This window comes from Photorhabdus kleinii, from assembly GCF_025384885.1.
In the GTDB taxonomy this organism is placed as follows: Bacteria; Pseudomonadota; Gammaproteobacteria; order Enterobacterales; family Enterobacteriaceae; genus Photorhabdus; species Photorhabdus kayaii.
In genome coordinates this window covers 1-26,588 of sequence record NZ_JAJAFY010000044.1, presented here as the reverse complement: position 1 = coordinate 26,588, position 26,588 = coordinate 1, and the positions used below count along the sequence as shown (strand labels likewise).

The 26,588-nt window shown below is 45.2% G+C and carries 32 protein-coding genes and 2 pseudogenes; 13 read left to right on the top strand and 21 right to left on the bottom strand.

Annotated features, from left to right (window positions below):
* The first annotated feature begins 31 nt into the window (after positions 1–31).
* A complete protein-coding gene (gene panC / locus LG003_RS17700; protein ID WP_262981282.1) occupies positions 32–886 on the top strand; it encodes a pantoate--beta-alanine ligase in 855 nt (284 codons plus the stop codon).
* Between the two features lie 67 nt (positions 887–953).
* Positions 954–1,334, top strand: a complete 381-nt coding sequence (panD, locus tag LG003_RS17695; RefSeq protein WP_112877025.1) for an aspartate 1-decarboxylase — start codon at positions 954–956, stop codon at positions 1,332–1,334.
* 99 nt (positions 1,335–1,433) lie between these two features.
* Here the strand turns inward: panD and LG003_RS17690 are convergent, their stop codons facing one another.
* Positions 1,434–2,204, bottom strand: coding sequence for an ABC transporter permease (locus tag LG003_RS17690; RefSeq protein WP_228901624.1), 771 nt, complete (start codon positions 2,202–2,204; stop codon positions 1,434–1,436).
* An 11-nt stretch (positions 2,205–2,215) separates the two neighbouring features.
* Positions 2,216–3,127: an ABC transporter ATP-binding protein gene (locus LG003_RS17685; RefSeq protein WP_112877027.1), complete on the bottom strand. Its 912-nt coding sequence runs from the start codon at positions 3,125–3,127 to the stop codon at positions 2,216–2,218.
* Positions 3,128–3,314: 187 nt separating this feature from the next.
* Here LG003_RS17685 and can point away from each other — a divergent pair, with 187 nt between their 5' ends.
* The 3 genes from can (at position 3,315) to LG003_RS17670 (ending at position 5,080) form a co-directional block, all read left to right on the top strand.
* Complete coding sequence (gene can / locus LG003_RS17680; RefSeq protein WP_011145235.1) at positions 3,315–3,968, top strand: carbonate dehydratase; 654 nt, start codon at positions 3,315–3,317, stop codon at positions 3,966–3,968.
* Between the two features lie 516 nt (positions 3,969–4,484).
* The gene (locus LG003_RS17675) at positions 4,485–4,739 is read left to right on the top strand and encodes an AbrB/MazE/SpoVT family DNA-binding domain-containing protein (RefSeq protein ID WP_225816796.1); all 255 of its coding nucleotides are present in this window, start codon (positions 4,485–4,487) and stop codon (positions 4,737–4,739) included.
* Positions 4,739–5,080, top strand: a complete 342-nt coding sequence (locus tag LG003_RS17670; RefSeq protein WP_112877029.1) for a type II toxin-antitoxin system ChpB family toxin — start codon at positions 4,739–4,741, stop codon at positions 5,078–5,080. Before LG003_RS17675 ends, LG003_RS17670 begins: the two co-directional genes overlap by 1 nt.
* A 167-nt stretch (positions 5,081–5,247) precedes the next feature.
* Here the strand turns inward: LG003_RS17670 and hpt are convergent, their stop codons facing one another.
* The 4 genes from hpt to cueO form a co-directional block, all read right to left on the bottom strand.
* Positions 5,248–5,784, bottom strand: a complete 537-nt coding sequence (hpt, locus tag LG003_RS17665; protein ID WP_112877030.1) for a hypoxanthine phosphoribosyltransferase — start codon at positions 5,782–5,784, stop codon at positions 5,248–5,250.
* A 445-nt stretch (positions 5,785–6,229) separates the two neighbouring features.
* A complete protein-coding gene (locus LG003_RS17660) occupies positions 6,230–6,427 on the bottom strand; it encodes a Panacea domain-containing protein (RefSeq protein ID WP_262981281.1) in 198 nt (65 codons plus the stop codon).
* Positions 6,428–6,440: 13 nt separating this feature from the next.
* On the bottom strand, positions 6,441–6,701 hold the full coding sequence (locus LG003_RS17655; RefSeq protein ID WP_262981280.1) for a Panacea domain-containing protein: 261 nt from the start codon (positions 6,699–6,701) through the stop codon (positions 6,441–6,443).
* 112 nt (positions 6,702–6,813) lie between these two features.
* Positions 6,814–8,358, bottom strand: coding sequence for a multicopper oxidase CueO (gene cueO / locus LG003_RS17650; protein ID WP_262981279.1), 1,545 nt, complete (start codon positions 8,356–8,358; stop codon positions 6,814–6,816).
* 204 nt (positions 8,359–8,562) lie between these two features.
* Between cueO and LG003_RS17645 the strand changes: the two genes are divergently transcribed.
* From LG003_RS17645 to LG003_RS17630, 4 genes and pseudogenes are all read left to right on the top strand, one after another.
* Positions 8,563–8,910, top strand: coding sequence for a YacC family pilotin-like protein (locus LG003_RS17645; RefSeq protein WP_112877032.1), 348 nt, complete (start codon positions 8,563–8,565; stop codon positions 8,908–8,910).
* A gap of 112 nt (positions 8,911–9,022) precedes the next feature.
* The gene (gene speE, locus LG003_RS17640; RefSeq protein ID WP_112877033.1) at positions 9,023–9,886 is read left to right on the top strand and encodes a polyamine aminopropyltransferase; all 864 of its coding nucleotides are present in this window, start codon (positions 9,023–9,025) and stop codon (positions 9,884–9,886) included.
* Between the two features lie 28 nt (positions 9,887–9,914).
* A complete protein-coding gene (gene speD / locus LG003_RS17635; protein WP_112877034.1) occupies positions 9,915–10,709 on the top strand; it encodes an adenosylmethionine decarboxylase in 795 nt (264 codons plus the stop codon).
* A gap of 110 nt (positions 10,710–10,819) precedes the next feature.
* Positions 10,820–11,218: pseudogene (locus LG003_RS17630) on the top strand (transposase); the annotation flags it as partial.
* Between the two features lie 142 nt (positions 11,219–11,360).
* Here the strand turns inward: LG003_RS17630 and LG003_RS17625 are convergent.
* The 4 genes from LG003_RS17625 to LG003_RS17610 all read right to left on the bottom strand — a co-directional run bounded on the left by LG003_RS17625 (position 11,361) and on the right by LG003_RS17610 (position 12,665).
* Complete coding sequence (locus LG003_RS17625) at positions 11,361–11,768, bottom strand: type II toxin-antitoxin system HicB family antitoxin (RefSeq protein WP_262981277.1); 408 nt, start codon at positions 11,766–11,768, stop codon at positions 11,361–11,363.
* 51 nt (positions 11,769–11,819) lie between these two features.
* Complete coding sequence (locus tag LG003_RS17620) at positions 11,820–12,005, bottom strand: type II toxin-antitoxin system HicA family toxin (protein ID WP_390894148.1); 186 nt, start codon at positions 12,003–12,005, stop codon at positions 11,820–11,822.
* Positions 12,006–12,126: 121 nt separating this feature from the next.
* A complete protein-coding gene (locus LG003_RS17615) occupies positions 12,127–12,345 on the bottom strand; it encodes a cysteine hydrolase (RefSeq protein ID WP_262981276.1) in 219 nt (72 codons plus the stop codon).
* Entirely contained in the window at positions 12,342–12,665 is a 324-nt protein-coding gene (locus LG003_RS17610; RefSeq protein WP_262981275.1) for a cysteine hydrolase family protein, read from the bottom strand. Before LG003_RS17610 ends, LG003_RS17615 begins: the two co-directional genes overlap by 4 nt.
* 179 nt (positions 12,666–12,844) lie before the next feature.
* Between LG003_RS17610 and LG003_RS17605 the strand changes: the two are divergent.
* Positions 12,845–13,255, top strand: a pseudogene (locus LG003_RS17605) (type II toxin-antitoxin system HicB family antitoxin).
* A 129-nt stretch (positions 13,256–13,384) separates the two neighbouring features.
* On the opposite strand, the gene LG003_RS17600 reads toward LG003_RS17605, so the two are convergent.
* The 9 genes from LG003_RS17600 to agaR are packed head-to-tail and all read right to left on the bottom strand — an operon-like array spanning position 13,385 to position 22,101.
* On the bottom strand, positions 13,385–15,289 hold the full coding sequence (locus LG003_RS17600; protein ID WP_315903394.1) for an enterotoxin: 1,905 nt from the start codon (positions 15,287–15,289) through the stop codon (positions 13,385–13,387).
* 39 nt (positions 15,290–15,328) lie between these two features.
* Positions 15,329–16,189: a tagatose bisphosphate family class II aldolase gene (locus LG003_RS17595; RefSeq protein ID WP_112877042.1), complete on the bottom strand. Its 861-nt coding sequence runs from the start codon at positions 16,187–16,189 to the stop codon at positions 15,329–15,331.
* A gap of 9 nt (positions 16,190–16,198) precedes the next feature.
* The gene (gene agaF / locus LG003_RS17590) at positions 16,199–16,633 is read right to left on the bottom strand and encodes a PTS galactosamine/N-acetylgalactosamine transporter subunit IIA (protein WP_112877043.1); all 435 of its coding nucleotides are present in this window, start codon (positions 16,631–16,633) and stop codon (positions 16,199–16,201) included.
* Positions 16,634–16,655: 22 nt separating this feature from the next.
* On the bottom strand, positions 16,656–17,549 hold the full coding sequence (locus tag LG003_RS17585) for a PTS system mannose/fructose/sorbose family transporter subunit IID (RefSeq protein WP_112877044.1): 894 nt from the start codon (positions 17,547–17,549) through the stop codon (positions 16,656–16,658).
* A complete protein-coding gene (gene agaW, locus LG003_RS17580; protein ID WP_112877045.1) occupies positions 17,539–18,324 on the bottom strand; it encodes a PTS N-acetylgalactosamine transporter subunit IIC in 786 nt (261 codons plus the stop codon). Before agaW ends, LG003_RS17585 begins: the two co-directional genes overlap by 11 nt.
* A 10-nt stretch (positions 18,325–18,334) precedes the next feature.
* A complete protein-coding gene (gene agaV / locus LG003_RS17575) occupies positions 18,335–18,817 on the bottom strand; it encodes a PTS N-acetylgalactosamine transporter subunit IIB (protein ID WP_192880998.1) in 483 nt (160 codons plus the stop codon).
* A complete protein-coding gene (locus tag LG003_RS17570; RefSeq protein WP_262981274.1) occupies positions 18,783–20,000 on the bottom strand; it encodes an AgaS family sugar isomerase in 1,218 nt (405 codons plus the stop codon). The genes agaV and LG003_RS17570 overlap by 35 nt, the downstream gene beginning before the upstream one ends.
* Positions 19,997–21,292, bottom strand: coding sequence for a D-tagatose-bisphosphate aldolase, class II, non-catalytic subunit (locus LG003_RS17565; RefSeq protein ID WP_262981273.1), 1,296 nt, complete (start codon positions 21,290–21,292; stop codon positions 19,997–19,999). The genes LG003_RS17570 and LG003_RS17565 overlap by 4 nt, the downstream gene beginning before the upstream one ends.
* Before the next feature lie 35 nt (positions 21,293–21,327).
* On the bottom strand, positions 21,328–22,101 hold the full coding sequence (gene agaR / locus LG003_RS17560) for a transcriptional repressor AgaR (RefSeq protein WP_112877048.1): 774 nt from the start codon (positions 22,099–22,101) through the stop codon (positions 21,328–21,330).
* 400 nt (positions 22,102–22,501) lie between these two features.
* On the opposite strand from agaR, the gene ampC reads away from it, so the two are divergent.
* Positions 22,502–23,659, top strand: coding sequence for a class C beta-lactamase (gene ampC / locus LG003_RS17555; protein ID WP_112877049.1), 1,158 nt, complete (start codon positions 22,502–22,504; stop codon positions 23,657–23,659).
* A gap of 79 nt (positions 23,660–23,738) precedes the next feature.
* Here the strand turns inward: ampC and LG003_RS17550 are convergent, their stop codons facing one another.
* The gene (locus LG003_RS17550) at positions 23,739–25,037 is read right to left on the bottom strand and encodes a phospholipase (RefSeq protein WP_112877050.1); all 1,299 of its coding nucleotides are present in this window, start codon (positions 25,035–25,037) and stop codon (positions 23,739–23,741) included.
* Between the two features lie 36 nt (positions 25,038–25,073).
* Positions 25,074–25,553: a CesT family type III secretion system chaperone gene (locus tag LG003_RS17545; RefSeq protein WP_240000730.1), complete on the bottom strand. Its 480-nt coding sequence runs from the start codon at positions 25,551–25,553 to the stop codon at positions 25,074–25,076.
* 1 nt (position 25,554) lies between these two features.
* Here LG003_RS17545 and LG003_RS17540 point away from each other — a divergent pair, with 1 nt between their 5' ends.
* Positions 25,555–25,767 carry a hypothetical protein gene (locus LG003_RS17540; RefSeq protein WP_262981272.1) on the top strand — a complete coding sequence of 71 codons (213 nt, stop codon included), beginning with the start codon at positions 25,555–25,557 and terminating at the stop codon, positions 25,765–25,767.
* Between the two features lie 375 nt (positions 25,768–26,142).
* Positions 26,143–26,588: contractile injection system protein, VgrG/Pvc8 family (locus LG003_RS17535; protein ID WP_262981271.1), on the top strand; the 446-nt coding region annotated here is incomplete at its 3' end.

Here is a 26,588-nt window from a genome sequence, read left to right as displayed (position 1 = left end):
AGGCTATAAACACATTAAGGAGTATTAAGCAATGCTGATTGTCGAAACTGTACCGATTCTACGCCGTGAAATCCGCCGCTGGCGTCAGGAAGGAAAACGCATTGCACTGGTGCCAACAATGGGTAACTTGCACGACGGCCATATGACGTTAGTCGATACAGCCAAAGGGCAAGCAGATATTGTGATCGTCTCTATTTTCGTCAACCCGATGCAGTTTAATCGTCAGGATGATCTGGCAAGATATCCCCGCACTTTACAGGAAGATTGCGAAAAACTTCATCAACACGGTGTCGATCTGGTATTTGCTCCTGCTGATAAGGAAATATACCCTGATGGTATGGAACATCAGACTTATATTGAAGTTCCTGGGCTTTCTACCATGCTGGAAGGGGCCAGTCGTCCCGGTCATTTCCGTGGTGTTTCAACCGTGGTGAGCAAACTATTCAATCTAGTGCAACCAGATTTAACCTACTTTGGCGAAAAAGATTTTCAACAACTACAACTTATTCGCAAAATGATCGCCGACCTGGCTTATGATATTACGCTGGTTTCAGTACCTACTGTGCGCGACAAAAATGGCCTGGCTCTCAGTTCGCGTAATAACAATTTAACAGCCGATGAACGTCGAATCGCCCCAGAATTCAGCAAGATCATGCGATCTATCGCTGAAAAAATGGCACAGGGTGAATGCCACACAGAACAATTGCTCATTCAAGCTTCCGCACAACTACACGAAACGGGTTTTGTACCTGATGAGTTGTTTATCCGTGACGCCGAAACATTGGCGCCGTTAAATACCGAAAGCAAAAAAGCCGTTATTCTAATGGCTGCCTGGTTAGGGCAAACCCGTTTGATCGATAATCAGCAAGTAGATTTAACGCAATAATCGCCGTTGTATCAGGCGTTATTGATGCAAAAAGGTTCTAAGTTGTCATCGAATCAGGAGAAAAACCATGTTGCGTACGATGCTACAGGGGAAATTGCACCGGGTGAAAGTCACTCAGGCAGATTTGCATTATGAAGGTTCCTGTGCAATTGATCAGAATTTCATGGATGTAGCCGGTATTCTGGAATATGAAGCTATTGATATCTATAACGTGGATAACGGCGAGCGTTTTTCCACTTATGCTATCGCCGCTGAACGTGGTTCTAGAATAATTTCAGTTAACGGGGCAGCAGCACGCCGTGCTGCGGTAGGTGATAAGCTAATTATTTGCTCATATGTACAAATCCCTAACGAAGATGCCCGTCATCATAAGCCTAATATCGCTTACTTCGACGGTGATAATATTATGAGCCGTATAGCTAAAGCCGTGCCAGTTCAGGTAGCTTAAATATTAATTTAAGCGCTCAATAATGGGTAGGTTGTGAAGACATTGCAAGTAAACTTCCCCTACCCATTCATCACCATTTAATAACAAAATAATCTACAATTAAGTTCTCAATCCCCGCCCTGTTTCAATTAAATACCAAGCAACAAGATAAAAAACCACAATAAATGCAGTCAAAACACTCAACGTAATTATCAAAGAAACATCAGTAATCCCCAAGAAACCATAACGGAAACCACTAATCATATAAACGATCGGGTTCAACTTGGAAACCGCTTGCCAAAATGGGGGTAATAATGTCAATGAATAAAATACCCCACCAAGATAAGTCAGTGGCGTTAATACGAAGGTCGGAATAATGCTGATATCATCAAATGTTTTAGCAAAAATCGAATTCAGCAAACCACCTAGTGAGAACAAAATGGAGGTCATCAACAACGTGACAACAATCATCCACCACGCATGAATATGAAGCGGCACAAAAAATAGAGAAACCAATGTCACCAGAATACCGACGCTGACACCACGGGCAACACCACCACCAACAAACCCCACAATCACTATGTGTGTCGGAACCGGCGCCACCAATAATTCCTCAATACTGCGCTGAAATTTCGCACCAAAGAAGGAGGAAGAAACATTGGCATAAGAGTTAGTAATCACTGCCATCATAATAAGGCCAGGGACAATAAACTGCATATAATCGACACCGCCCATTTCTCCAATACGTGAACCAATCAAGCTACCGAAGATAATAAAATAGAGCGACATGGTAATAACCGGCGGTAATAAAGTCTGTACCCAGATACGACCAAAACGGGTAATTTCTTTAATCCAGATAGTTTTTAGCGCCACCCAGTACAACTGAATCATTTACTATCTCCTTATTTGTTGCTCACCAAGCTGACAAATAACTCTTCCAGACGGTTCGCTTTATTACGCATACTCAAAATATGAATACCCTGAGCACTTAATTGGGTAAATACGCTATTTATTCCCTGACCACGTTGAACATCCACTTCCAAAGTAGAGGCATCCAGCAGTCGATAATCATATCCTACTAGTTCAAGAATTGGGTTTTGTGTTGCCAGATCGAAGAAGAATGTTTCAGATTCCACCCGACTGAGTAAATTTTTCATACTGGTGTTTTCCACCAATTCACCATGCTGAATAATACCAATATTACGGCACAGCATTTCTGCTTCTTCCAGATAGTGAGTCGTTAGAATAATTGTCGTTCCCTGAGCATTCAGCTCTTGCAAAAAATTCCACATAGAGCGACGAAGTTCAATATCAACACCGGCAGTCGGTTCATCAAGGATCAATAATTTAGGCTGATGCATCAACGCACGTACAATCATCAGACGTCGTTTCATCCCACCAGACAAACGAATCGCCCGTTGATTGCGTTTTTCCCACAGATCTAACTGCGACAGATAAGTTTTCGCTCTGGCTTGAGCCACTTTTCGCGGTACACCATAGTAACCGGCCTGATTGAGAACAATCTGCAACACCGTCTCAAACGGATTAAAGTTAAATTCTTGCGGAACAAGACCTAATTGACGTTTAGCATTCACAATATCAGTATCAATATCATAGCCAAACACTTTAACCTTACCGCTGCTTTTGTTTACCAGAGAGCTAATAATGCCGATTGTGGTGGATTTCCCTGCACCATTCGGGCCTAATAATGCGTAGAAGTCTCCAACTTCCACATTCAGGTCTATCCCACGCAGCGCCTTAACGCCATCAGTGTAAGTCTTAGTAAGCTGCGTTAACTCCAATGCATAAGTCATAAATTACAAAACACCTTTATTATCTGGTCGCCTTTGCGTGTAATGTGGAAACATAATGCCCCTTTTCTGCCTGACTTGCTTTGCAAAAGCAGCAGAAAGATTAAAAACAAACAGCAATAAAATATTAAAATTTCAATTGATGTTGTATATGATTCTATCTTAAAGAAACACTACCAGGCTATGAATCATGATGAAAAAAATAGAAGAGCTGCTTGCCAATAACAAGCAGTGGTCAGAATCGGTTAACGAAGAAAATCCAATTTTTTTCAAAGAATTAGCAAAATCACAAAAACCTCATTTCTTATGGATTGGTTGTTCAGACAGCCGGGTACCAGCAGAAAAACTAATTGATGCCGCCCCCGGTGACTTATTTGTTCACAGAAACGTTGCAAACCTGGTTATTCATACTGACTTAAATTGTCTTTCAGTTATTCAATATGCGGTAGACGTACTGGAAGTTGAACATATCATTATCTGCGGACACTACGGTTGCGGTGGTATCGAAGCTGCAATTGATGGCACCGAACTGGGGTTGATTAACAACTGGCTGCTACATATTCGTGATCTTTGGTATAAACACAGTTCTATGCTAGGTGAATTACCCCCTAATGAGCGTCTGAACCGTCTGTGCGAAATTAACGTTGTTGAGCAAGTATATAACCTTGGTCACTCAACCATTATGCAAGCAGCATGGAAACGAGGCCAAAAAGTAATGATCCACGGTTGGGTTTACGGTATTCATAATGGTCAATTGCAGGATCTGGAAGTCACAGCTGACAGTCGTGAAAAACTGGAACTTGCCTATCGCCAGACAATATCCAAACTGACGCATAAGAAGTGATTTTTTAGATCATTCATAAAATACGCTGTAGAAAAGGTTATATTTAACCTCTTCTATAGTGTAATTAAGCAAATATTTATACAGATTTTTATTTTATTAAATCGCTGCCTATTTGAATCTTAAGTATTTATTTTGATTTCTTTATTTTACGAATGTACTAAATATGGTAATAAAAAGAAAACAACGTAATTCATGATAAATATATTCATCATCACTACAGAAAAAAGGAAAGATAAATATATTATTATCCACTAGGTAAAAAATTCGGTTATCAGTTCTACCACCTTCATTCCATTTGACTGTTTCCTACCTTGTCGAAGTTGTTACAAAAGGCTAGCGTTTCTTACTACAATAAGGAATGTTTCAAATTTTCCTTGAATGGACAAAATAGTTCATGAAAAAGAACATTTTTATGGGCTATTGAATCACATTATCTGTAATAACAATGTTGACACTTAGGTAAAACCACGCTACAGTGTCAACAATGTGATAACCGTTACTTACGAGGAAAGTGCTATGCTCACTCATGTCAGAAAAATTGGAAACTCTGTTGGTACTATTATTCCAGCTCAGCTATTGAAATCTCTCCACCTGAAAGAGGGTGACCAATTATCAATTGTCGAAGAACAAGGAAAAATTGTAATCTCTGCGGTAAACCATCGTCCTAAGTATAAATTGGCCGATCTACTTGCTCTATGTGACTCAGAAGCACCAATGCCTGAAATATTAAAAGAATGGGATGCTAGTAAACCTGTAGGGAATGAAGTGTAATGGCAATATTTCAACGAGGGGATATTATTGAAGCTTGCTTAAACCCAGTCGCGGGTCAAGAACTGCAAGGTGACAAAAGACCATGCTTAGTAATAAGTCCATACAATTTTAACAAATTAGGTTTAACAATTATTGCTCCTATAACACAAGGAGGAAATTATGCCAGGTTCGCAGGTTTTGCCGTGACATTAATGGGCACCGGTACACAGACTCAAGGAGTGTTATTAGCGAATGGCATTCGTTCCGTCGATCTAAATGCAAGACAGGCAAGAAAAATTGAAGAGGCACCGACGTCTGTAGTTAATGAAATTTTAGCCATAGTGTCCAGCATATTGGAATAAATTCTACTGTTAATCAGGGATATCTGCCGATATGGTTCTATGACCGGAAGCCGTATTAGGCACCAGTGCCGAAATGTAAATAGGAACGCAGCCCCCTACACACCATGCCTGAATCACAAAGCCAAAAACGGCAACCCAAAAGTTGCCGTTTTCAAATGAGATAAAAACTACTCTTCTAACAAAACCACATGACCGATATAAGGAAGATGACGGTAAAGTTGCGCATAATCGATACCATAACCCACCACAAATTTATCCTCAATTGAGTAACCAATCCACTCAACCGGAACATCAACTTCACGGCGGGAAGGTTTATCCAGCAAGGTACAGATTGCCAGTGATTTTGGCTCACGCAGCGCTAAAATTTCACGCACTTTATTCAAGGTATTACCTGAATCAATAATATCTTCCACAATCAGTACATGCTTACCGCGAATATCCTCGTCCAGATCTTTTAGAATTTTCACATCACGCGTGGAATTCATACCGCTACCGTAACTGGAAGCCGTCATAAAGTCGACTTGATGAGGGATCTGAATTTCACGGCATAAATCAGCCATAAAAATAAATGAACCTCTCAGCAATCCGACCAACACCAGCTCACTACCGCCGTCACGATAGTGTTCAGTAATCTGTTTTCCCAGTTCAGCAATACGTTGTTTAACCTCCTGTTCGGAGATCATAACTTCTACAGTGTGTTTCATTATAAAGTTAACCAATTGTTTTTAATGAATAAATATATGAAAATCAATAAAAAATCATAACCAGTTGATATGCCAATTAATACGCTGTTCTTCTAGCAATATTGTTGAACAGTTCCTTTTCCCTAGGATATCTAAAGGCGAGTATGGCATAAGATAAGGATGTTTATATACCCGTTATCTTTCAAGTTGCCTCTTTGTTGGCGGCACTCACTCACCCCGGTCACATCGTTATCTATGCTCCCGGGGATTCGCTCCCTTGCCGTCGCGATGCATCTTGAAATCCATTGGGTATATTTAGAAGAGAAACCAACAGATATTTTAACTTTGGCAAAGTCGTAAAAGGGCAGTGAAGATAAAGAACATCTCCTATAGCCAAACTCTGTTTGGCTGAAAAATCTGCCCTAAAAGATGCGGGAAATCTGTCACCAAGATTAGTCATCGTTACTCAAGTAAAAGTCAAATAAGCAACTAACTTATCACCATCTTTACAACTGGCAGCGATCACTTCCAATGGAATCTCTCCATTCTGGTTAGCCGCCATCCAAACACTATCGTGGCTGATATCACGTATTTCTTTAAAAGAGAGATTCCCATATTTTTCAATTGATTCATTTATGCAATCAATATCAGAATCACTAAACACATATTCATCGAAATCACGCAAAGCACGTATTTGGAATAAAGCGCCCGTCTCCCGTGGATACTTTTATAATATCATAGGCATTCTCTGCAACAGGGCCATCTTTCATTGCAAGATAGTTATCACCCGCAATTAACCGGCCATAACGTTCTAAATGCAGCCGGTCAGCAAAATACAGAATTTTGCCCACATGATAAATGTCAGAAATTGGTGCTGTAGAGGCAACGTACAGAATAGACTCTATAGCTTTTTCTGAGTCAAATCTTGCACTAAGCATCTCAATTACCTTCATTTAAACAGGATAAATAATACACAAAACCTATGCCTATTCTAATACCTACCATAATCCCTGTACAACGCTTTGTTATGCTCCATTGCGGTCAGCAAAATTATTTACTAACAGTAAAACCCACCATCATGCCGGTATCTTCATGTTCCAGTAGATGACAGTGCGCCATAAATGGATGTTTCACTCCCGCCGTATGATTGAACTGAACCAGCACTTCACTCTCCTTACCTTCCACATGCACAATGTCTTTCCAACCACTGCGGTGAGCAGCAGGCTTACGGCCATTTTCACTCAAAATACGAAAACGGGTGCCGTGGATATGGAACGGATGCAGCATCATGTCGCCGACCCCCGAAATCACCCAACGCTCATACTGCCCCTGTTTCACATCAAAAGCGGGTTCCATCATGGAGAAAGCCCGCCCATTAATGGTATTGGCATGATGGAAATTTAACTCGCCACCATGATGCATATCTCCGTGGTTCATATTCCCATGATCCATTTCCATACCCGCCATAGCCCGATCACCGTAGCGCTGAGACAACATCATCATTCCCTGCATATCCAGACGACTATCCATCGCCAGATGTAAACGACGCCGATTCAAACCACTAAAAGAAGGCAATGCAGGAAGCTTGACAAGCTGTTCCGACAGTATTACGCGGCTAGAAAAAAGCTGAGGTTGAATACGTAAAACCGGCAGCGGCTGATCAAATGGCGGTAATGTCATTCCTATCTGAACTACAGGTAACGTCACCAGATCGAAAGATTTTCCATCCGAAGCATCTATCACTACCTCAAAACGCTCTCCCGACAAAATCGGTAACTCATTAACCGCAACCGGTTCCGCTAACAAACCACCATCACTGGCAATAACATACAATTGACGGCCATCACTGGTCGCAATATTGAGACTACGAGCATTACAGCCATTTAGCAAACGCAGACGTAACCAGCCACGCGGTGCAGTATGTTGGGGCAAAACAACACCATTGGTCAACATCATATCGCCAAACCAACCAACAGCAGCACTCATCACATCCAGTTGATAATCAATCTGTCCCTCGTTATTCAAGCGCTTATCCTGCAACATCACCGGAATATCATCCACGCCCCATCGATTTGGCAAACCCGTATTAATACTGTTCTCATCTTCAATCAGTACTAATCCGCCAAGCCCCATTGCAACCTGATAACCCGTCTTGCCATGCGTATGTGGGTGGAACCAACAAGTTGCTTCCGGTTGTTCAGGCGTAAAATTGACCGTCCGACGCCCACCTGGCGCAATCATCGCATGCGGCCCACCATCGGCTTCCCCAGTGATCTCCAAACCATGCCAATGAACTGTGGTCTCTTCTGGTAGATGATTACGAATATCAATAGTAACAGGTTTACCAGAAATCAATTTCAGTGCCGGCCCCAGTAAATCACCGTTGTAACCCCAGGTCTTAGTCACCATTCCTGCTTTAAAACTGGATTTTCCCGCTTTGATTTCAATAGCAATTTTTCCTGCCGCATCTGGCTCTAGTTGTAGAGGAATGGGTAATGGCGGATAAGATTCAGCAAAGGAGAAACGACTCCATACGGGCAACATACTGGATAGCCCCATAATGGCGCTTAATCTGATAAAATCACGTCGTTGCATATTCACTTCCTAGTTAAATCAATCAAAAAATAGACAACAAAAAACATCTCATAAAGGAAACCTAAGGGCTACCCTTACAGGAAGGTCAAGCGAAGGGAATGTGATTTAAGTCGATCTTTACAGTAATTTTAAAAAATAAATTTTACCTAACAAATATATTAATATGTTAACGTACTATGACATGGATTGATTATAATAATACAAATGCGAAAATTAGCTCTCTTGACTTACATACTGGTTCTTTTCGGTTTTTCTCACCCCGCAAAAGCGCTGACAGAAAATGAAGCTGAAGATCTGGCCGATCTGACAGCGGTGTTTATCTACCTGAAATATGACTGTGGTTACAGCCAAATTCCTGACCGGGAAATTAAACGAGCTATTATTTATTTTGCTCAACGCAATAAGTGGGATTTAACTAATTACAACAGCCGATTGATGGACAAGCTCAATGAAGAAAGCTACCAAGATCTAAAAGGAATTTATCTGTCTAATGCGATAAAGTGCCATGCTCTCGCCAGAGATTCTCTGAGTTTATTCGCCTACGTTAAATAGTCCTTTTCCTCATACCCCTAAAGGGGTAAATTTCACCGTGCAACTGTGAGAATTGTTGGTTATTATGTGCTCCCAACTTTCATGACTGTCACAGTGGAGGAAAAGCCGGGATATGTCACAAAAAGAAATTTGGTACGAAACCCTGCACGCCAACTTTGGTCAGTATTTCTCCGTCGATAAAGTACTTTATCACGATAAAACTGAGCATCAAGATTTGATTATCTTTGAAAACGCAGCATTAGGCCGCATTATGGCGCTGGATGGCACAGTACAAACGACTGAACGTGATGAATTTATCTACCACGAAATGATGGCTCATGTTCCTTTGTTCGCCCACGGGAACACCAAACGAGTACTGATTATCGGCGGCGGTGATGGCGGTATGCTACGTGAAGTCTGCCGTCATCAATATCTTAAAAGCATCACTATGGTTGAAATCGATGCTGGCGTAGTGGAATTCTGCCGTCAGTATCTGCCTAATCATAATGCCGGTGCTTATGATGATCCACGCTTTAATCTGATCATTGACGATGGCGTTAATTTCGTTAATACCACCGATCAGAAATTCGATGTCATTATCTCTGACTGCACTGATCCGATCGGGCCGGGCGAAGGATTATTCACATCTGAATTCTATCAAGGTTGCCAACGCTGCCTGAATGAAGATGGCATCTTTGTTGCTCAGAATGGTGTCTGTTTCCTGCAACAGGACGAAGCCATCACCAGCCATAAAAAATTGAGCAACTATTTTGCTGACAGCGGTTTCTATCAGGCAGCTATTCCAACCTATTATGGCGGAATTATGACCTTTGCCTGGGCGAGTCAGAACCCGGCACTGCGCTATGTGGATCTAACAACATTGCAACAGCGCTTTGACAACGCAGGTTTTACCTGCCGTTACTACAATCCAGCCGTTCATGTCGGTAGCTTTGCTCTACCACAATATCTGCTGGATGCACTATCCGAGAACCCATAATCACCCATTAGCCAGGAGGTGAAATAAATTGCACAAGCTGAAATTGCACGGCTTTAATAACCTGACAAAAAGCCTGAGTTTTTGTATTTACGATATCTGTTATGCAAAAAGTCAAGCTGATCGGGATAGTTATATCGCTTATATTGACGAACAATATAACGCTAACCGTTTAACGGAAATTCTTAGCGAAACATGTTCGATCATTGGTGCAAATATTTTGAATATCGCCCGTCAGGACTATGAGCCACAAGGGGCAAGCGTTACCATACTCGTCAGCGAAGAGCCGATGGACCCAAAGGATGTAGACAATACTGAAAATCCAGGTCCGTTACCCGATTCCGCCGTTGCTCATTTGGATAAGAGCCATATCTGCGTTCACACTTATCCAGAAAGCCATCCGGGCGGCGGCATATGCACTTTCAGAGCTGATATTGAAGTATCAACCTGCGGTGTTATTTCACCTCTCAAAGCGCTGAACTATCTGATCCACAAATTAGAATCAGATATTGTCACAATGGATTACCGCGTCCGAGGTTTCACCAGAGATGTGAATGGCATGAAACACTATATCGATCATGAAATCAGTTCTATTCAGAATTATATGACTGAAGAAGTGCAATCGCAGTATTACATGATGGATGTTAATATTTATCAGGAAAATCTATTTCATACAAAAATGATGCTAAAAAGATTTGACCTGAATGATTACCTATTTAATGCCACACCAGAACAACTTAGTGAAACTGAAAAGCAGGAAATTACCCATCTTTTGAAAAAAGAGATACAAGAAATTTATTATGGACGTAATTTACCCGCTGTTTAACTTTCACTAACTTATTATTTAACCTGAGGTTTGCTTAAGAAGGGGACTAAGTGCCTGAGGCACAATCAAAGTTTTTGCTAGATAAAACAAAATCGTGGAGATCCTCAGACATATCTAATTTAGAAGAACTTTACTGCTGCGTCGATGACTTTTGCCAAAAATTTATTCCTCTCTGGCATCAACAGTTAATTGAAAATGGTTAGCTCAAACGTCGCCGCGAAGCTTCCCTTTCTCTCAGTGAAGTGATGACGCTCCTCATTTTATTCCACATGAGCCGTTATCGTGATTTTAAAACGTTTTATATTCAGCATATTAAACACTATCTTAAGGCCGATTTTCCCCGGTTGGTCAGCTACACCCGGATGTTAACCTTAAAGCAAAGGGCGCTCATTCCTCTCTGTGCTTTTCTTTCGTCACGCAAGGCTGAAACCCAGGGGATCGCTTTTATTGATTCAACCAAAATTGCCGTTTGTCACAACCTCCGTATTCCCCGTCATCGCGTATTCCAACCTAAAAAACCGAGCTTGAATTTACGGGATTGTGATATCGCTATTTTTAAACGAAACTGAGGTTAGTCATGTCACTTTGGTATTCTTAAAAGAAAAAACCCACTGTTAGCGGGCTTTTCATGGTTTTGATAGAGGGATTATCTTACGAGTGTTTCGATAGCTCACGCCGAGCCAATTCAGCCAAGAATCCGCTGCGGCTATGATACTCACGATGTGAGTTCACGTATTCATCAATTCTACCCAACAAAAGTTGGGGCATAGTAATGTTTAGCTTGATGGCTTTTCCATCGTATTTAGTTAAATCCATGTCAACATAAGCCCAACTGCCGCCGGTGCAATCTTCATTGCTTAGATGGTCAGCAACAGTTCTGGCTTGTACTGGAGCCTCACCCTTTTCGCTCATGTATTCAAAATAAGTATCTAATGCGTTTTGAGCATCGCCAATAGCGTCATCAATGGTATCGCCAGCAAAGTAACATCCGATCACGTCTGGCACAAAACCGGAAAACGATCCGTCGTCAGCCTGATGTAAATAAATAGGATATCTCATGCTTACACCTTCTCTTTGATTAAAGAGCGGCCTTTCAACCGCTTAATTAAGTTATTTCAGTCCTGCTTGTTTAAGTATTTTATTGAGCGTCCCGACCGCCAAATCTTTGCGCGGATGCGGAATTACTATCGGGCTGGGTTCCCCTGATTTCTCGAAAACATGATGCGAACCATTGGCTCGCACAAAATTCCAGCCAACCGCTTTGATTTGCTTTATTAGTTCATCGCTAGACATCATCCCTCTCTTTAATCAAAACCAAGAGAATGATAGCACCTCTCATACCCACCATCAACACCAATACCCATGATGGGTATAAGAAATATTGTTCGGGTAGCCGACTATAACCCATTATTCCAATTTACATGACTAATGCAGTGCTCATTATAATTTCAGCGCCGTAAATAGTTTTAAGATAATCCAGAGCCGCTTGCTGATCGACCCCCGGAAAAACACACACGGCATCTGATGGAACCTTGATTCTATAACCGCGTATAAATGCGCCATAAGCGGTATGTCTGACACAACAATGAGTATGTTGGCCGGTTAACACAACTTCCGTCACACCATATGCTTTCAAAACCTCTTCCAGATTGGTTCCATCGAAAGCCCCATAAAATCGCTTGGGCAAAACAATTCACGTTCTGCTCCAATAGGAGCCAGTGCCTCAATGACATTAGCGCCTGATGTTCCGGCCATTGCATGTTTACCCCAAATACTTATTTCCCGATCATCAGCTCGATGAGCATCATTAGCATAAACCACCGGCCAATCAGGTTGACGCCGGGCATGATCAATCAACCGCTTGATTACCGGCACGATCTTCATCGCATCCGCCTCATTAGCAAGTGCCCCTGTGACAAAATCGTTTAACATGTCAATTACGATCAATGCTTTCATTAACTTTGCCCTTTAAATGAATTCTTAAAAAAACAATTGCTGTGACTTGTTTCCACCACTCAGTTACAGACAATTCTGACAAGACCATTAGCCCATAACAACAAAAGGATATACCTTTACCAACATTGAAAAGTATCAAGAAACAGGCAGGGCTTTGAGCCCACTTCTCGGAGGTGTAAATGTTATATCCAGTTGCTATTGATAAAGGTCATTCATCCTTCGGCGTCCGTGTCCCTGATATCCCAGGTTGCTTTTCTGGAGGGGATAATTTTACAGATGCACTAGAAAGCGTCCGCGAAGCAATTGAAGCGCATATCGAGTTGCTGATTGATGATAATGAAGCAGTACCAGAAGCGACAAGCGTAGAAAACTACCTTACCGATCCTGAATATATAGGAGCAATATGGGCAGTAATTAATGTGGATATTACATGATTAATGGGAAAGTCAGAGAAAATCAACGTAACTCTTCCATCATTACTAATCCGCCGTATCGATCAATTCGTCGCAAATCATCCAGAATACGGGAGCCGCTCAGGTTTTCTATCACATATAGCGGCAGAAAAAGTTATTAGCAGAGCCAAAATCTAATACATCTGAAGTGTCAAATTATTGACAATATGCTGACTTTATTCTAATAAAACACCGCCATAATAGTTTCCACAAATAATCACTGCCCCGAATAAAATCATTATTCAGGGCAGTTCAATAACACTGTGATTATTTCGATGGTGTCAAAGAAAAGGTCAATGTCTCCAACGGCTGAAGCGTAATCAACGCCGTTTTATTGATAAACTTCGGTACCGAGCTGTTCTCGCCATAATCGATATTAACGTCATATACCGAAGGCTGATTATCAGGCAATTCAAGATCGCTTTGCAGATCCAGATAATATTGTTTCACTTCATCAGAAGGATTTCGCAAGGTGATAATCGACTTTTTCGGACTCCAGGCTCCCCAACCGTACACCGCTAGATCGGTGGGATCTTTACCAATCCAATGGGTATCAAACAGCACATCTTTATTTTCCTCTGACCATTTCGCCGCGTTTGCCAGCGTATCCCAATCCTCGGTGGTCAACAGTTCAGGCGTAACATACATCTCCTGTAACTGAGTGCCACTGCCAAAATAGCTCCAAACCTGATCGGCAAAATCTTTAGGTGACTGTTTATCCAGATGCTTAGCCTGTTTAGCATACACAATGCCATGCAGCATCAACGAATTCAGTGGGAACAGCGGCCCCTTTCTGACGACATTACGATAAGTTTCTGCATCACGATAGGTAAGCCACTGCTGCACTTTGGAACCTGTACCGTGAAACTCCACATCATAGCCGCCACGCCAAATAGAATCGGCGAAAAATAGCCAAGAAGGCGTGGCTTTGGTGCCTGTGGTCAAGTTGATAAACAGATCATTGCCTGTACTGCGCATATCTTCAATAAGGTGGATAGCGGCATCAAAATCACTGGTGAATGAACTCCCTTTAATCACACGATCAGCATTGCCGGTGCCATCCAGCTTAAACATGGATACATTTTGTTGTTGAATCAGGTTGAGTACCCGGTTATGGAAATTGGCGTAGTAATTAGGGCCTGAGAGCGCAAATCTGCCATCTATCACTTCATAACCAAACTCCTCCGCATGCGAAACACGTTGCTCACCAGGTGGGCCATAACCGCCCCAAGGAGAAAGCCAAATACCTAAACGAGCACGATATTGATCTGCTGCCTGTTTAAGATTTTTGAACTCATGGGGAAATGCCTGACTAAAACCCCAATCTCCTTTGAGGTTATCCCAACCATCATCAAACAGATAACCACCCAACTTCACACCGCGCTTAGTCACCAATTCCTGCCCAAACTGTTTGATACGAGTCAACGACTCTTGTTCGGTATAAGGCGTGAAGAAACCAATATCGTACCAAGAGTTGTAATGTAAGTAAGGACTATATTTACGCGGACGCGCATTGTTCAAAAACTCATTGACGTTGCGCCGCAATTGCCCTTGCTGATAAACACCAATATACGTCTTATAACTTAACGTTTTCCCCGGCTCTAGCGGGATAGAGAGCGCAATTTTTTGCGAAGCGCTCCCTTTATAAGCCTCAGTGGTAATCAATGGATTACCGGGAACAATAAAGAAGCTATCGCTGATAATCGGTGAACTGACGATAGACCCGTGAACAAAAGGGGTTTTAGTGTGAAATGGTATCAACGAGACAGAGCTGAGCTCCAACGCGTTTTCCTGCGGTGTAATGGTGATTTCAAACGAGCCGTATTTATCTTTACCCTCCACAGTAATTATATTGCTTACCTGAATGTCACCATGTTTCAGGGAGATAACAATACGATTTCGCTTTTTGCTAATGTCAGTAATCTGAAAATCTTTAGCCGTGAGCTTTTCTCCCGATTTCAACGTGATTTCAAACAGATTGTCAATGATGATGTGATCGTGGTTTGTTGGATTTTCAAATTTTAATTGCGTTACTTTACCGTGTTCGTCGCTAACCGTTACATGGTAATTGTTACCGTCCAACAGCCAGCTATCTGCCCAGACTGGGGTGTTATACAACATGGAACTCGCTAATAAACTTAACGTGATTTTATTTAACGTTCTTATTTTCACAGCAGTTTCCTTAATAGTCAGGATGAAAAAACAGAACCTTCACGAATACAGCTTACCTGCACTGCCACAAATCCGGATTTTTTCTTCTACTACTGCCTGCATAGCCTGTTTTCCCGGCGCGATATATTTACGTGGATCATTCGCATCTGGGTGCTGAATGAAATAACGCTTTACCGCATCAGCAAAAGCAATTTTCAGATCGGTCGCCACATTGACTTTGCATACACCAAGACCAATCGCCTGCTGTATCATCACTTCAGGAATACCCGATGCACCATGTAGCACCAACGGAATATCCACCTGTTCACAGATTGCCGCTAGCCGATCAAAATCCAAATGCGGTTCACCATGATACAAACCATGCGCAGAACCAATCGCTACCGCCAGAGAATCAATACCGGTACGGGCAACAAAGGCTTTTGCTGCCAGCGGATCGGTAAAAAAACTATCGGCACTGGAGACCTGCAAATCATCTTCCTGCCCGCCTAGCCGCCCCAATTCCGCCTCAACGCTAACATCGTAACGATGGCAAAATCGTACCACCTCAGCCACCTTACGAATATTCTCTTCAAAGGGTAAATGCGAGCCATCAATCATTACCGAGCGCACACCTGCGGTCACTTTATGACTGATATCCTCCAGTTCCTCATGATGATCGAGATGCAACGCCAGCGGCAGATTGTGGCGACGAGCAGCATCCTGACAGATTGACACTAGGTAGTCAGTCCCCGCATAACTGAAAGTACTCGGCGTACCTGCCAGAATAACCGGTGATGCCAAGCGTGCAGCGGTTTCCGCTATCACCTGGACAGTTTCCAGATTATGGACGTTAAAAGCAGGAACCGCATAGCCTCCACGCAGAGCCTTTTTCAACATTTGACGACTGGAAATCAGATACATGTAAGCTCCTCAAATGCCATCCAGATTCGGGCTGTCATACCCTCGTTTCTGCTGTTCGTGCCACAGGCTGGTTAATCCCCGCCGCCCACACTCCAGCGCCGTATCACGAAATGTTTCCAGCGTCATACCTTCACGATCTAGCACCATCTCTACCGCCAGTTGCATATTCGTACCGGCAATAACTTCATAACATGGATTAGCTATTGCCAGTTGCGCCGCCTGCCGAAACGGTGATCCACCCAGTAAGTCACTGAGAATAATGATACCCTCACCACTATCACAAGCTGTGCAGGCCGCCTCCAACAACACCAATAATTGTTGCGTACTGATTCCCTCAGGAAAATCGACAGCACAGCACTGCGGTTGTCGTCCGACAACTTGTTCCACTGCCTGCAACAACCCACTGGCGAAATGTCCATGACCGGTGATTACAATACCTAACATTCCCTCTCCTCAGTGCCGTTTATTAAAGAAAACCCACAAACTTCCCTACAATACCGATCACAACCGTCAAACCAATTAACTTGACCGGGGAAAATCCTTTTTTCATCAACCAAAACACTAGCAGGGTGAAACACAACGGCAACAAATTAGGCATTAGTTTGTCCAGCACATCCTTCTGCAACGCCACACTGGCCTTACCGGCATTTACTATTACTGGCGTTGAGAGATGGACATAGGAAGCTACCAACGCTCCGATTACCGTCATTCCCACAATTGAAGCAGCGTGGGAGATCTTTTTGGTATGCTTTTTCAACAAGCTTAACGCGCTGGTTCCTGCACGATAACCATAATGCGCCAAACCAAAACGCAAGCCGAAATGCACGATATTGAACAGCAACAGGAATATGATGGGGCCAAACAGACTGCCCTGTAGCGCCAGAGAGGCCCCAATACCCGCGCAGATGGGTAGCAGAGTCAACCAGAATAATGCATCGCCAATCCCACCTAGTGGCCCCATCAGCGCCACTTTTACTGCACGAATAGTGGAAATTTTCTCCTTATTTCGCTCCATTGCCAGCACCAACCCAGACAGGAAGGTGGCATCAAACGGATGCACATTGATAAACTCCATATGCATCTTCATCGAATTTGCGAGATCTTGCGGATTCTTGTGGATCTTACGCAGACCCGGGATCAAGGTGTACAACCAGCCCCCCGCCTGCATACGCTCATAGTTAAATGACGCCTGTAGCAACAAAGAGCGCCACGCCATACGATTCAAATCGCCGTTGGTCAGATCCTCACTCGGTATCGTGTCCTGATAGTCATCCTGTTCAACCTGACTGGTTGCCAGCGTCTGCGCCATCCTGTTCTCAGCTTTAGCTGCCATAGCTGCATCGGTATCGTTAAATGCCATCTTCCATCTCCTGAGATTGAGTGGTAGGCGCGCTGCGTTCAGCGGCCTCTTCCATACGGGAACGGTTAAAGAAATCGATCAATGCAATCGCAAAAGCGCCAAGTGCTACGGCAATAATCGGCATATTAAGGAATGTGACTGAAATAAAACCTAAAATGAAATAAGCGATATAAGTCTTTTTCATCATAATTTTCATCAGCATAGAAAAACCGATAGCAGGCATCATGCCGCCCGCAACCGCAAGACCATCCAACAACCATTGCGGCGCCTTCTGTACCATGACGCTGGCAGCGTCAGCACCGAAATAGACTGGCAGAAATGCCACGATAAAGTAGAAACAGAACAGAATGGTGATACCCAAGTAGTTCACACGCTCCACGCCGCGCCAGTTCAACGCTTTCACCATCTGATCGCACTTATGCATCATGGGTGAGAACAGGGTAAACAGCAGGGTGATGCAGCCTTGTACCGCAATAGAAAACGGCACCGCGATACCAATCGCCACCTTAGGATCAGCATGAGTCAAAATGGCAAATGCCGTGCCAATCACACCCCCAATCACCACATTTGGCGGCTGAGCACCTGCCAGTGGCACCATTCCCATCCAGACCAGCTCCAGTGTCCCCCCGACCAGCAAACCCGTCTGCACATCCCCTAAAATCAGCCCGACCAACGGCCCAATCACCACTGGACGATGAAAATGAGTCAACCCATCGAACAGATCCACTCCGGCCAATCCTGCCAGTAACCCAATCAATATCGCATCAATCAGCATAACTCACCCCTTAAACCAGCAATTTAGCGATAGGTTCTCCCGCTTCATCCGGCACTCGCCGAATCTCGCAAGTGATACCCAGTTGCTCCAGTTCACGAAATACCACCACGTCACTGTCATCAACCGAAACCGTCTTATGAATTTGACGCTTTCCCTCAGCAAAATGCATATTACCCACGTTGACGAAGCGGATCGGTACTCCGCCTTTTACTAACGTCAGTACATCCTGCGGTGTTTTACAGACGATAAAAATCTTCTGGCGCTCAGCCGCTTTATGAATCACATCAATGGTTTTTTGCAGGGTGAAATAACGCGTCTGAACCCCATCAGAAACCACCATATCCATCAGATTTTGCTGCATCAAATCACTGGCAACGTGATCATTAGCCACCAATACCAAATTGGCCCCCAGTGAATTGGTCCAGGTCACACCGACTTGACCATGCACCAACCGGTTATCAATTCGAGTCATTAAAATATTCGGTATCGACATAATCACTCCTGCTACATTTTATTCTTGGTGAATACGGTGGATGATAAGGATAAATTTCCACCCCCTTCACCACGCGGTTGACTTCCCCTGTCGGACATGGATTGTCTGGCGTTATGCCCAGTGCCAGCGAGGTTTCAAACGCTAACATCTGCAAAAATATCAAATAGGGGAACAACAGCCAGATATCGTCTTGTTCACTGTTAACCACAGTGAACCCTTTCCCCTGTGTGCCACTCAGTGCAACAATTTGACACGCCAATCCGTCATGATTCAGCTCATGCCACAGATCGAGATCATAACGACGACGATACTGATCAGCCGAAAGCATCATGACCACCAACGTATCGCGTTCGATCATAAACTTCGGCCCATGACGCACCCCCATTGACGAATCGTAACGCGTCGTGACACGCCCGGCAGTCAGCTCCAGCATCTTGAGCGCCCCCTCCTCTGCAACCCCAGTAAAACAACTGGAACCCAAACACATCATGCGTTTAAAACCACAACGGGCCAGCCGCTTAATCTGTGTCTGCCACTGTTCCCTTTCCCGCTCACACAACACGATCATCGCCCTCAACGGCTCATCACACTGTTCCAACGTCAATGGCCCTAGCAGCAGCACTGTTGCTAACGTCATGCAGCTAAAACTGGACGTCATAGCAAAACTTTGGTCATGAGAACCCTGTGGCATATTCAACGAACAGACGTGAGAGCGCCCTTCGGCATAACGCGCTAACGCACCGCCGGGATTACAGGTCAGCATCAGGTGATAACAGCGTGACAGGAGCTGATCCGCCAGTTTTACCGCCGCCACGCTCTCCGGGCTATTGCCCGATCGCCCATAAGAAATCAGCAAGGTTGAACGTGTTGGATCGAGATATTGCAAAGGAGAAGGCACAATGTCTGTGGTGCTGTACGCGACCACATTCAGTCCACACTGCTCGCGCAACCAAGGCGCCAGTGTTCGCCCGATAAACGCGGAGGAACCTGCGCCACACAGCACTATCTGTAACTCCGGATCAGATAATAAAGGCTGCAAAAAGGGTCGCCATAACGCTTCTTCACGTTGCAGATTTTGATATAACTGACGCCAAAGCTCAGGCTGTTGATGAATCTCTCTGGCGGTATGCAACGCATGGTGATCACGCAACCAGACTTCGGTATAGGAAAACAGTTCATTCATGCTAAAACTCCTTGTACCTCGGGCTCACAAGCCTGCACATAGTTTAAGAGTACAGAACGAATTTTATCCAACACCCAAGCGTGTGGGTCATTATCCAACCTTCCGGCATTAACGGCCTGCGCCTGCTCCGGCAGGTACTGACTCAGCAGTGAAAGGGAAACCGGGCGACAACGCAGGTTATCCATCAAGGTATTCACTGCCTGTTGTACCTGTGGATACGGCCAGTAGTAACGAATGCGATCACTCAAACTGTATTGACGATCAATAAACTGTTGATGCGGTGTACCGTGGTAATAGCGATTCCAGTGCTCCGGCTGCTCAAGCATGACCTGTTCTAACGTGGCGCACAGATGAGCCGCGTCCTGTTCCCCATTCCATTCACCATCGATTTTATCGAGTGCGAAAAGCGCCTCACGTAAAGCAAAAGTCAAAGCTGGGCCGACTTTCAAAATGGCAAAGTGATCACGTACCAATTCACGGTAAGCTTGCGCCGTTTGATAATCAGTGGAATGAGCTTCATAGACTAAATAGGGTTGAGATTCGATATATTGACTCAGTGCCGCTGCACGTTTAGGTTGATAATGTTCAATATAATGGTGATCGAACTCCACCCCCGGTTGCACCACCAGCGCAATCACCCGCGGCCATACCGGTTCCAGTCCAGCCAATCGCCAGGCTTGTTGATGTACACTCAACGTTGTCGCCGCTGCCTGAGGCGTCGTGACTTGCATTCCTGCCAATGCTTCTTTCGCTCCGCCCGGTACCGGCACTTCGGTACCTATCACATAAACCGGTGGTTCTCCCCCCACCTGCTGCCAACAACGTTCTGCCACCTGACACAAACGAGCTGCACGTACCGCAACCTCCTTGTCGCCAAGCGGCGTTGGATCATCCAAACAGGACATCGAGCAATCGAGATGTATCTTACGAAACCCCGCCGCCACATAATCGTGTATCAACGTTTCAGCCAGTTTCATTGCCTGTTCAGCGGGAAGATCCTGCCAGGCATTGGGTCCAAGATGATCGCCCCCTAACCAGACACGATCACGCGGTAAACCAATGCGATCGGCCTGTTGCCAAACTGCATCCCGGAATTGAGCAGGTTGCATCCCGGTATAACCACCAAACTGATTGACCTGATTAGAAGTTGCTTCAATCAATACCGAGGTCTTACGCTCTTTAGCGACGCGCAAAGCACTTTCCAATACCCAGGGATGAGCGGAACAGACCGAATAGATCCCCACTGCTTCACCTGATTTGTGACGACGGATAAGTTGTAATAGTGACTGCATGGTGTCTCCCATGCGGGCAAGAATCTCGGTAAGAACTATTCGTCGGCAATAATCACATCCACACCGAGTTCAATTAATGCCCGCCTGTAGTTATCGGGGATCCGACTGTCAGTAATCAGCCGATGAATCTGTCCAGCTTGACGGATCATACAAAAACTTCTGCGCCCAAATTTACTGGCATCCGCCACCGCGATAATTTCATGCGCTACCTCACACATTACGCGATTAAGGTGGGCTTCACCGGGGTGTGGCGTGGTTATCCCTGCTTCCAGATCAAAACCATCGACGCCAAGAAATAGGGTGTCAAAGCGATATTGACGCAATTGCTGTTCCGCCGCCGGGCCATAGAGCGAGTAGGAGTTCTGACGCACACTCCCGCCAAGCACCATCACCTCCATCCGGTCAAACCCCGCCAATTCATAGGCGATATTCAACGCGTTAGTCATGACGACCAGATCACGCCGCTCTTTCAGAAATGGCACAATTTGCGTGGTAGTCGAACCAGAATCAAGGATCAGAGCATCACCATCCTGAACAAACTGTGCCGCCTTGGCCGCAATGCGCGATTTCACATCACGATTCATCCGGCCTTTATCTTGCAAGGGGCGATCAAAGGCGAATTGCTGATTCAACATGGCACCGCCATAGGAACGCAATGCACAACCTTTTTGTTCCAGATAACGCAGGTCATTACGGATAGTGACACTGGAAACCCCAAAATGAGTACTCAGATGCTCGACACGCACGCTGCCCTCATGACACAGCAAGTCGATAATCTGTTCACGTCTTTTTACGGTATCCACAGCCATTCCGTTATACTCCTCAGATTTTCAGCGACAAATTTATGCCGCCTGTGATGAATTGCTTTCCCTCTCTTTCGATTTAATTACAGCAAAAGCAATTAAATGAAATTGTGATCGCTATTACAGTCTATTATATAGACAAAAATTGGCATAAAAGGTTTCGATTGGAAACGTAACGAAAGGAAATACTAAATTCTCTGGTCACTGACTATTTACCCAAAAATCAGTTTTCATCCCCATTTTGGGTAGCAATTGATATAAAGAAACGAAAGCGCTTGGTTTTCAATCAGCAACCGCAAAGTTTTATTTTGTCAGGTGATAGAGATCACAAATTTTGTGATTGGGTGTACAAATCCTGATAGAATCCAAGACTGAAAGCTCTCACTGTAATTGAAGGACACGCCACATGACAAAACGATTTTCGGTGCTGACTGGCAGTTTGCTGCTTGCCGCTTCTCTCGGCGCTCAAGCCTCGAATACACCAGATCAGCCCCGCCTGACAAATACCGTTGATAAGACCATACACTCCCTGATGCAGGAATATGACATTCCAGGAATGGCGATTGCGGTGACTTTCCGCGGTCAACATTTTTTCTATCAATACGGTGACGCGTCAAAAGAGAGCAACACGCCGGTCACCAAAGAGACAATCTTTGAAATAGGATCGGTCAGCAAAACCTTTACCGGCAGCCTGATTTCTTGGGCGCAGGTGACGGGAGCCATTTCCCTCTCCGATAAGGCCAGCCAGCATTTTCAACCGCTTGCAGGCAGCACCTTTGACAACATAAACCTGCTGAATATTGCCACCTATACCGCAAGCGGCCTGCCGTTACAATTCCCTGATGAGATCGACAGCAATAACAAAATGGTGGACTGGTTTCAGCACTGGCAGCCAAAGTACACGCCCGGAACCTACCGCCAGTACTCCAATCCCAGCATTGGCCTGGCGGGCTATATCGTTGCCCAACGCCTTGAAAAATCTTACTCAATACTGGTGAAAAACCAAATCCTTTCACCGCTTGGTCTACACCATACCCGGTTTAACGTGCCCGAGCAGGAGATGAAAAATTATGCATTGGGTTATTCAAAAGAGAATAAACCGATTCGCATAACTCCCGGCGTGCTGGATGAGGAAGCCTATGGTCTGAAAACCAGTGCACAGGAGCTGATCGGCTTCGTAGACGCAAATATCGATCCTTCCCGCATAGGTGACAGCAAACTGGCACAGGCCATTCGGGCAACCCATACCGGCTATTACCGGGTGGGGGAGATGACGCAAGGGCTGGGCTGGGAGCTTTATCACTGGCCCGTTACCCTTGAGCAGGTACTGAGCGGCAACTCGGCGCAGATCGCTTATCAGGCCAACAAAACCACGGAACTATCGCCGCCAGAGCCGCCAACGGATGCGCTTTTTATCAATAAAACCGGTTCCACCAATGGCTTCGGCGCGTATGTCGCGTTTGTGCCGCAAGAGCAAATGGGTATTGTGCTGCTGGCCAACAAAAACTACCCCAATGAAGTGCGCATCAAAGCGGCCTGGCAAATCCTCAAGGCGCTGAAATAAGGTGCAACTGCATTAAATACCGTGCCTGTTGGCAGCAACAGCGCCTCCCCAGGAGGCGTTGTCCTGACATATCGAGTCGTTAAGCCAGTAAGGCTTCCAAACCTGCGGTCACCGACTCCATACGGTGACCACCTGAATGCTCAATAACATAACGCTTGCCTACCTGAGAAGAAGCATCCAGCCCCCAAATACCATGTTCGGCCTTCTGACTCAGAGGATCGCTACTGGTATTGATGTGGGTGACGTTGGCACTATCCAACTTGTCGGCCAGCCGATCCCGTAATCCTACATGCAATCCCATGCTGTTGAATGCGGTGACCTTGATCCCATGTTTGATGCCCGCATATTGCGCCAGCCCGCCTCCCAAGGAGTGGCCTAGAACCTCAACCTTGCCGCCATATTGTTTAGTAAAAGCCTTGACCAAGCGGTCAGCATCCTGAAACGCGCTGTCCTTGATCCCCAAAGCAGCGCCGACGTCACTCTTCACTGTACCAGGACGCTTAGTTGGCTGGGTGCCCACGAAGGAGAGCACCATAGTATCGTCACGTTTGTAAACAGCAACCTTGAGCGCAGACCAGCCATCTCCCTCAAGGATTAAAGGATCATTCACCCCCTTGCTGGGGCGAACATGCAGGGTTAACTCACTGCCAGTTCCGCCACTGCCATCCTCCCGGCGAGCCAGTATTGAGGACGGGATATCAGCTAAAGTGGAATGACTGTAACCCGCAGGCATATCCCGATAGCTACTGGAGCAACTGATTCTCGCCAATTGAGCCGCATCCATCACTGCCTTAGCTCCCACAGCATTCAACGGCTCTTGCTCCGCTTTAGCCACAAACGCAGGTTTGGCGATCACCTTGGCAGAATTCAGCAATTGCTCGGCACGCGTTCCAGCCTGCAAACGATCGGACGCGCCAAGCGGCAGGTGCGAGACTCCCTTCGCGCCCGCTCCGGCCAGCCCTAAGGCAGAAGATGCCAGCAAACGCCCTGTGGATTCCGCCAGGTTTTTAACGCCTGTAACACCGACTGAAATTGCACCACTCGTTACACTACTGGCACCGCCCGTGATATTAGCCAATCCCTTGATAATGGCCCCAGTCCAGTAACGCGCCTTACCTTTGGCACTCTGTGCATGGGAGTCATGTCCTCCCTGTATGGCAGTGCCAATCTTGCGAGCCGGGGCACTCAATGTCAGATATTTCAGTGTGGTGGTTAGCACCTTGCCCGGCGACACCTGAGTACCAAGACCAGTACTGGTGTAATGAGAGGCAAGATGATGATGAACATTATTATTGCGAGATGGTGTCTGTACTTCTCCGTTCGAAAGGGGTGCCAATGCCGTGGCGCTGGGAGTGTGCCCAATACCTTGAATAGACATCTTATTATTCTCCTTGGTTATTCAGATGACCGAAATTCAGCATACGATGGCTGAACCGGGTAATGGATGCAGCACAGATGATGCGCCATTCTGCTGGGTGTTGATCACCTGAAACTGAGACTGCAAGCTGATCCCAAGATCGAGGAACTCTCCCAGAGTCTGCATAAATGCAGTTTCATCGAACATCTCGATTAACGCGGAGAAGCTCAACACCAGATAATTGGTACGACTGTCCAGACTGATCTGACTACCGCCCGTGGTAAGACCGAACATATTCAGCTCAAGGGCAGCCCGGGTCAACATCAACTGGCCCGGCTCATCTGCTGGCAATCGCAACAAAGGAATATAGAAATAAAATGCCTGAACGTCATCATTACCCGGCACTTCGATGATGCACTCACCACCTTGGCCGAAAGGTACTGTACAGTGACCATCGCTGCCAATGCTCAAAGCTACACCTTGGCGTTCACCAACAAGGCGCAACCATTCAGATACTGTCTGTTGATATGCTTTCACTATGATGTTCTCCGCTCGTTATCCCTTACAGACCAAGGGTTTCGCACGCAATAGAAAGTGTGAGCATGTTAACAATCACTGGCAAGCCGTGATTTATCTCCGGGGCGAAGTTTTTTATATCGACGTCGAAATAGCGCCTTATCGGCAGTTGGGTTGTACCGTGCAAATGGGTTCGAATCCACCGTACCCAACTTGGCCGACAAGTTTCGATTGAAAAGGAGCGATTGAGCGATTTATTAATTAAAGAATTCAATTATGAAAAATCGGAACTGATATCGATTAATTAGCTATTTTGTATGATATTTGTCACGTTTTTTTATGTTCATATGACAAATATCGTGATCTTGTGGTCATAATATTTAGAGAGCGAAATTCTCTGTTACTTGTCTCCACTCCATCCTACTCAGCTGGACGCGGTCTATTGTTCTCGCTAACGCCACGTATTAAATGATGGCTATTTTACGCTGTCATTTTTTTACCGCGGAACAGACCGCCGCTATTTAAAAGAGCCGCATGTCATGGCTCGTTTAATGGCTTCTTGCGTTATCCCCGTTTCAGGATAATGGTTCAATGATGTAAGGTTTCAAATATGGATGGATTAGTTTTCACCTGCCGAATTGGCGAACTGCCCCAAACCACTTTTCAGGTATCGCAATTTACTTTACAGGAAGAGCTGTCACAGCTTTATCGCCTGACGTTAAAGGTGGTGAGCTCACGTGATGACATTCCCCTGAATGAACAACTGGGGGACAGCGCGTCACTGACCGTTACCCGTAATGGCGTGACCGAACGGACCATTAATGGTTTGATAACCGGGGCTGAACAGGGTAATACCGATGGCCGTCGCACTTTTTATATTTTCACTGTCCGCCCCAAAATGTGGCTGATGACACTGAACCAGGATAGCCGTATTTTCCATCGACAGTCCGTACCGGAAATCTTAACGGAGCTGCTTAAAGAGCATTATATTTTCTTTGCCCGCGATACGCTCTATAAACGCCATGCCGAACGGGAATACACCACGCAAAAACGCGA

Coding starts and splice junctions, on each gene's coding strand:
- agaW (WP_112877045.1), bottom strand. CDS start 18,324: ATGCTGATTGATGCGATATTGATTGGGTTACTGGCAGGATTGGCCGGA.
- LG003_RS17655 (WP_262981280.1), bottom strand. CDS start 6,701: ATGCTTAGTGCAAGATTTGACTCAGAAAAAGCTATAGAGTCTATTCTG.
- LG003_RS17690 (WP_228901624.1), bottom strand. CDS start 2,204: ATGATTCAGTTGTACTGGGTGGCGCTAAAAACTATCTGGATTAAAGAA.
- LG003_RS17565 (WP_262981273.1), bottom strand. CDS start 21,292: ATGCAGTCACTATTACAACTTATCCGTCGTCACAAATCAGGTGAAGCA.
- LG003_RS17670 (WP_112877029.1), top strand. CDS start 4,739: ATGGCAATATTTCAACGAGGGGATATTATTGAAGCTTGCTTAAACCCA.
- agaV (WP_192880998.1), bottom strand. CDS start 18,817: ATGTCGATACCGAATATTTTAATGACTCGAATTGATAACCGGTTGGTG.
- ampC (WP_112877049.1), top strand. CDS start 22,502: ATGACAAAACGATTTTCGGTGCTGACTGGCAGTTTGCTGCTTGCCGCT.
- LG003_RS17625 (WP_262981277.1), bottom strand. CDS start 11,768: ATGAGATATCCTATTTATTTACATCAGGCTGACGACGGATCGTTTTCC.
- can (WP_011145235.1), top strand. CDS start 3,315: ATGATGAAAAAAATAGAAGAGCTGCTTGCCAATAACAAGCAGTGGTCA.
- LG003_RS17550 (WP_112877050.1), bottom strand. CDS start 25,037: ATGTCTATTCAAGGTATTGGGCACACTCCCAGCGCCACGGCATTGGCA.
- agaR (WP_112877048.1), bottom strand. CDS start 22,101: ATGGCTGTGGATACCGTAAAAAGACGTGAACAGATTATCGACTTGCTG.
- LG003_RS17540 (WP_262981272.1), top strand. CDS start 25,555: ATGATGTTCTCCGCTCGTTATCCCTTACAGACCAAGGGTTTCGCACGC.
- LG003_RS17645 (WP_112877032.1), top strand. CDS start 8,563: ATGCGAAAATTAGCTCTCTTGACTTACATACTGGTTCTTTTCGGTTTT.
- LG003_RS17595 (WP_112877042.1), bottom strand. CDS start 16,189: ATGTATCTGATTTCCAGTCGTCAAATGTTGAAAAAGGCTCTGCGTGGA.
- LG003_RS17610 (WP_262981275.1), bottom strand. CDS start 12,665: ATGAAAGCATTGATCGTAATTGACATGTTAAACGATTTTGTCACAGGG.
- LG003_RS17685 (WP_112877027.1), bottom strand. CDS start 3,127: ATGACTTATGCATTGGAGTTAACGCAGCTTACTAAGACTTACACTGAT.
- LG003_RS17570 (WP_262981274.1), bottom strand. CDS start 20,000: ATGAATGAACTGTTTTCCTATACCGAAGTCTGGTTGCGTGATCACCAT.
- LG003_RS17620 (WP_390894148.1), bottom strand. CDS start 12,005: ATGATGTCTAGCGATGAACTAATAAAGCAAATCAAAGCGGTTGGCTGG.
- panD (WP_112877025.1), top strand. CDS start 954: ATGTTGCGTACGATGCTACAGGGGAAATTGCACCGGGTGAAAGTCACT.
- panC (WP_262981282.1), top strand. CDS start 32: ATGCTGATTGTCGAAACTGTACCGATTCTACGCCGTGAAATCCGCCGC.
- speE (WP_112877033.1), top strand. CDS start 9,023: ATGTCACAAAAAGAAATTTGGTACGAAACCCTGCACGCCAACTTTGGT.
- LG003_RS17585 (WP_112877044.1), bottom strand. CDS start 17,549: ATGGCATTTAACGATACCGATGCAGCTATGGCAGCTAAAGCTGAGAAC.
- agaF (WP_112877043.1), bottom strand. CDS start 16,633: ATGTTAGGTATTGTAATCACCGGTCATGGACATTTCGCCAGTGGGTTG.
- cueO (WP_262981279.1), bottom strand. CDS start 8,358: ATGCAACGACGTGATTTTATCAGATTAAGCGCCATTATGGGGCTATCC.
- LG003_RS17675 (WP_225816796.1), top strand. CDS start 4,485: ATGCTCACTCATGTCAGAAAAATTGGAAACTCTGTTGGTACTATTATT.
- hpt (WP_112877030.1), bottom strand. CDS start 5,784: ATGAAACACACTGTAGAAGTTATGATCTCCGAACAGGAGGTTAAACAA.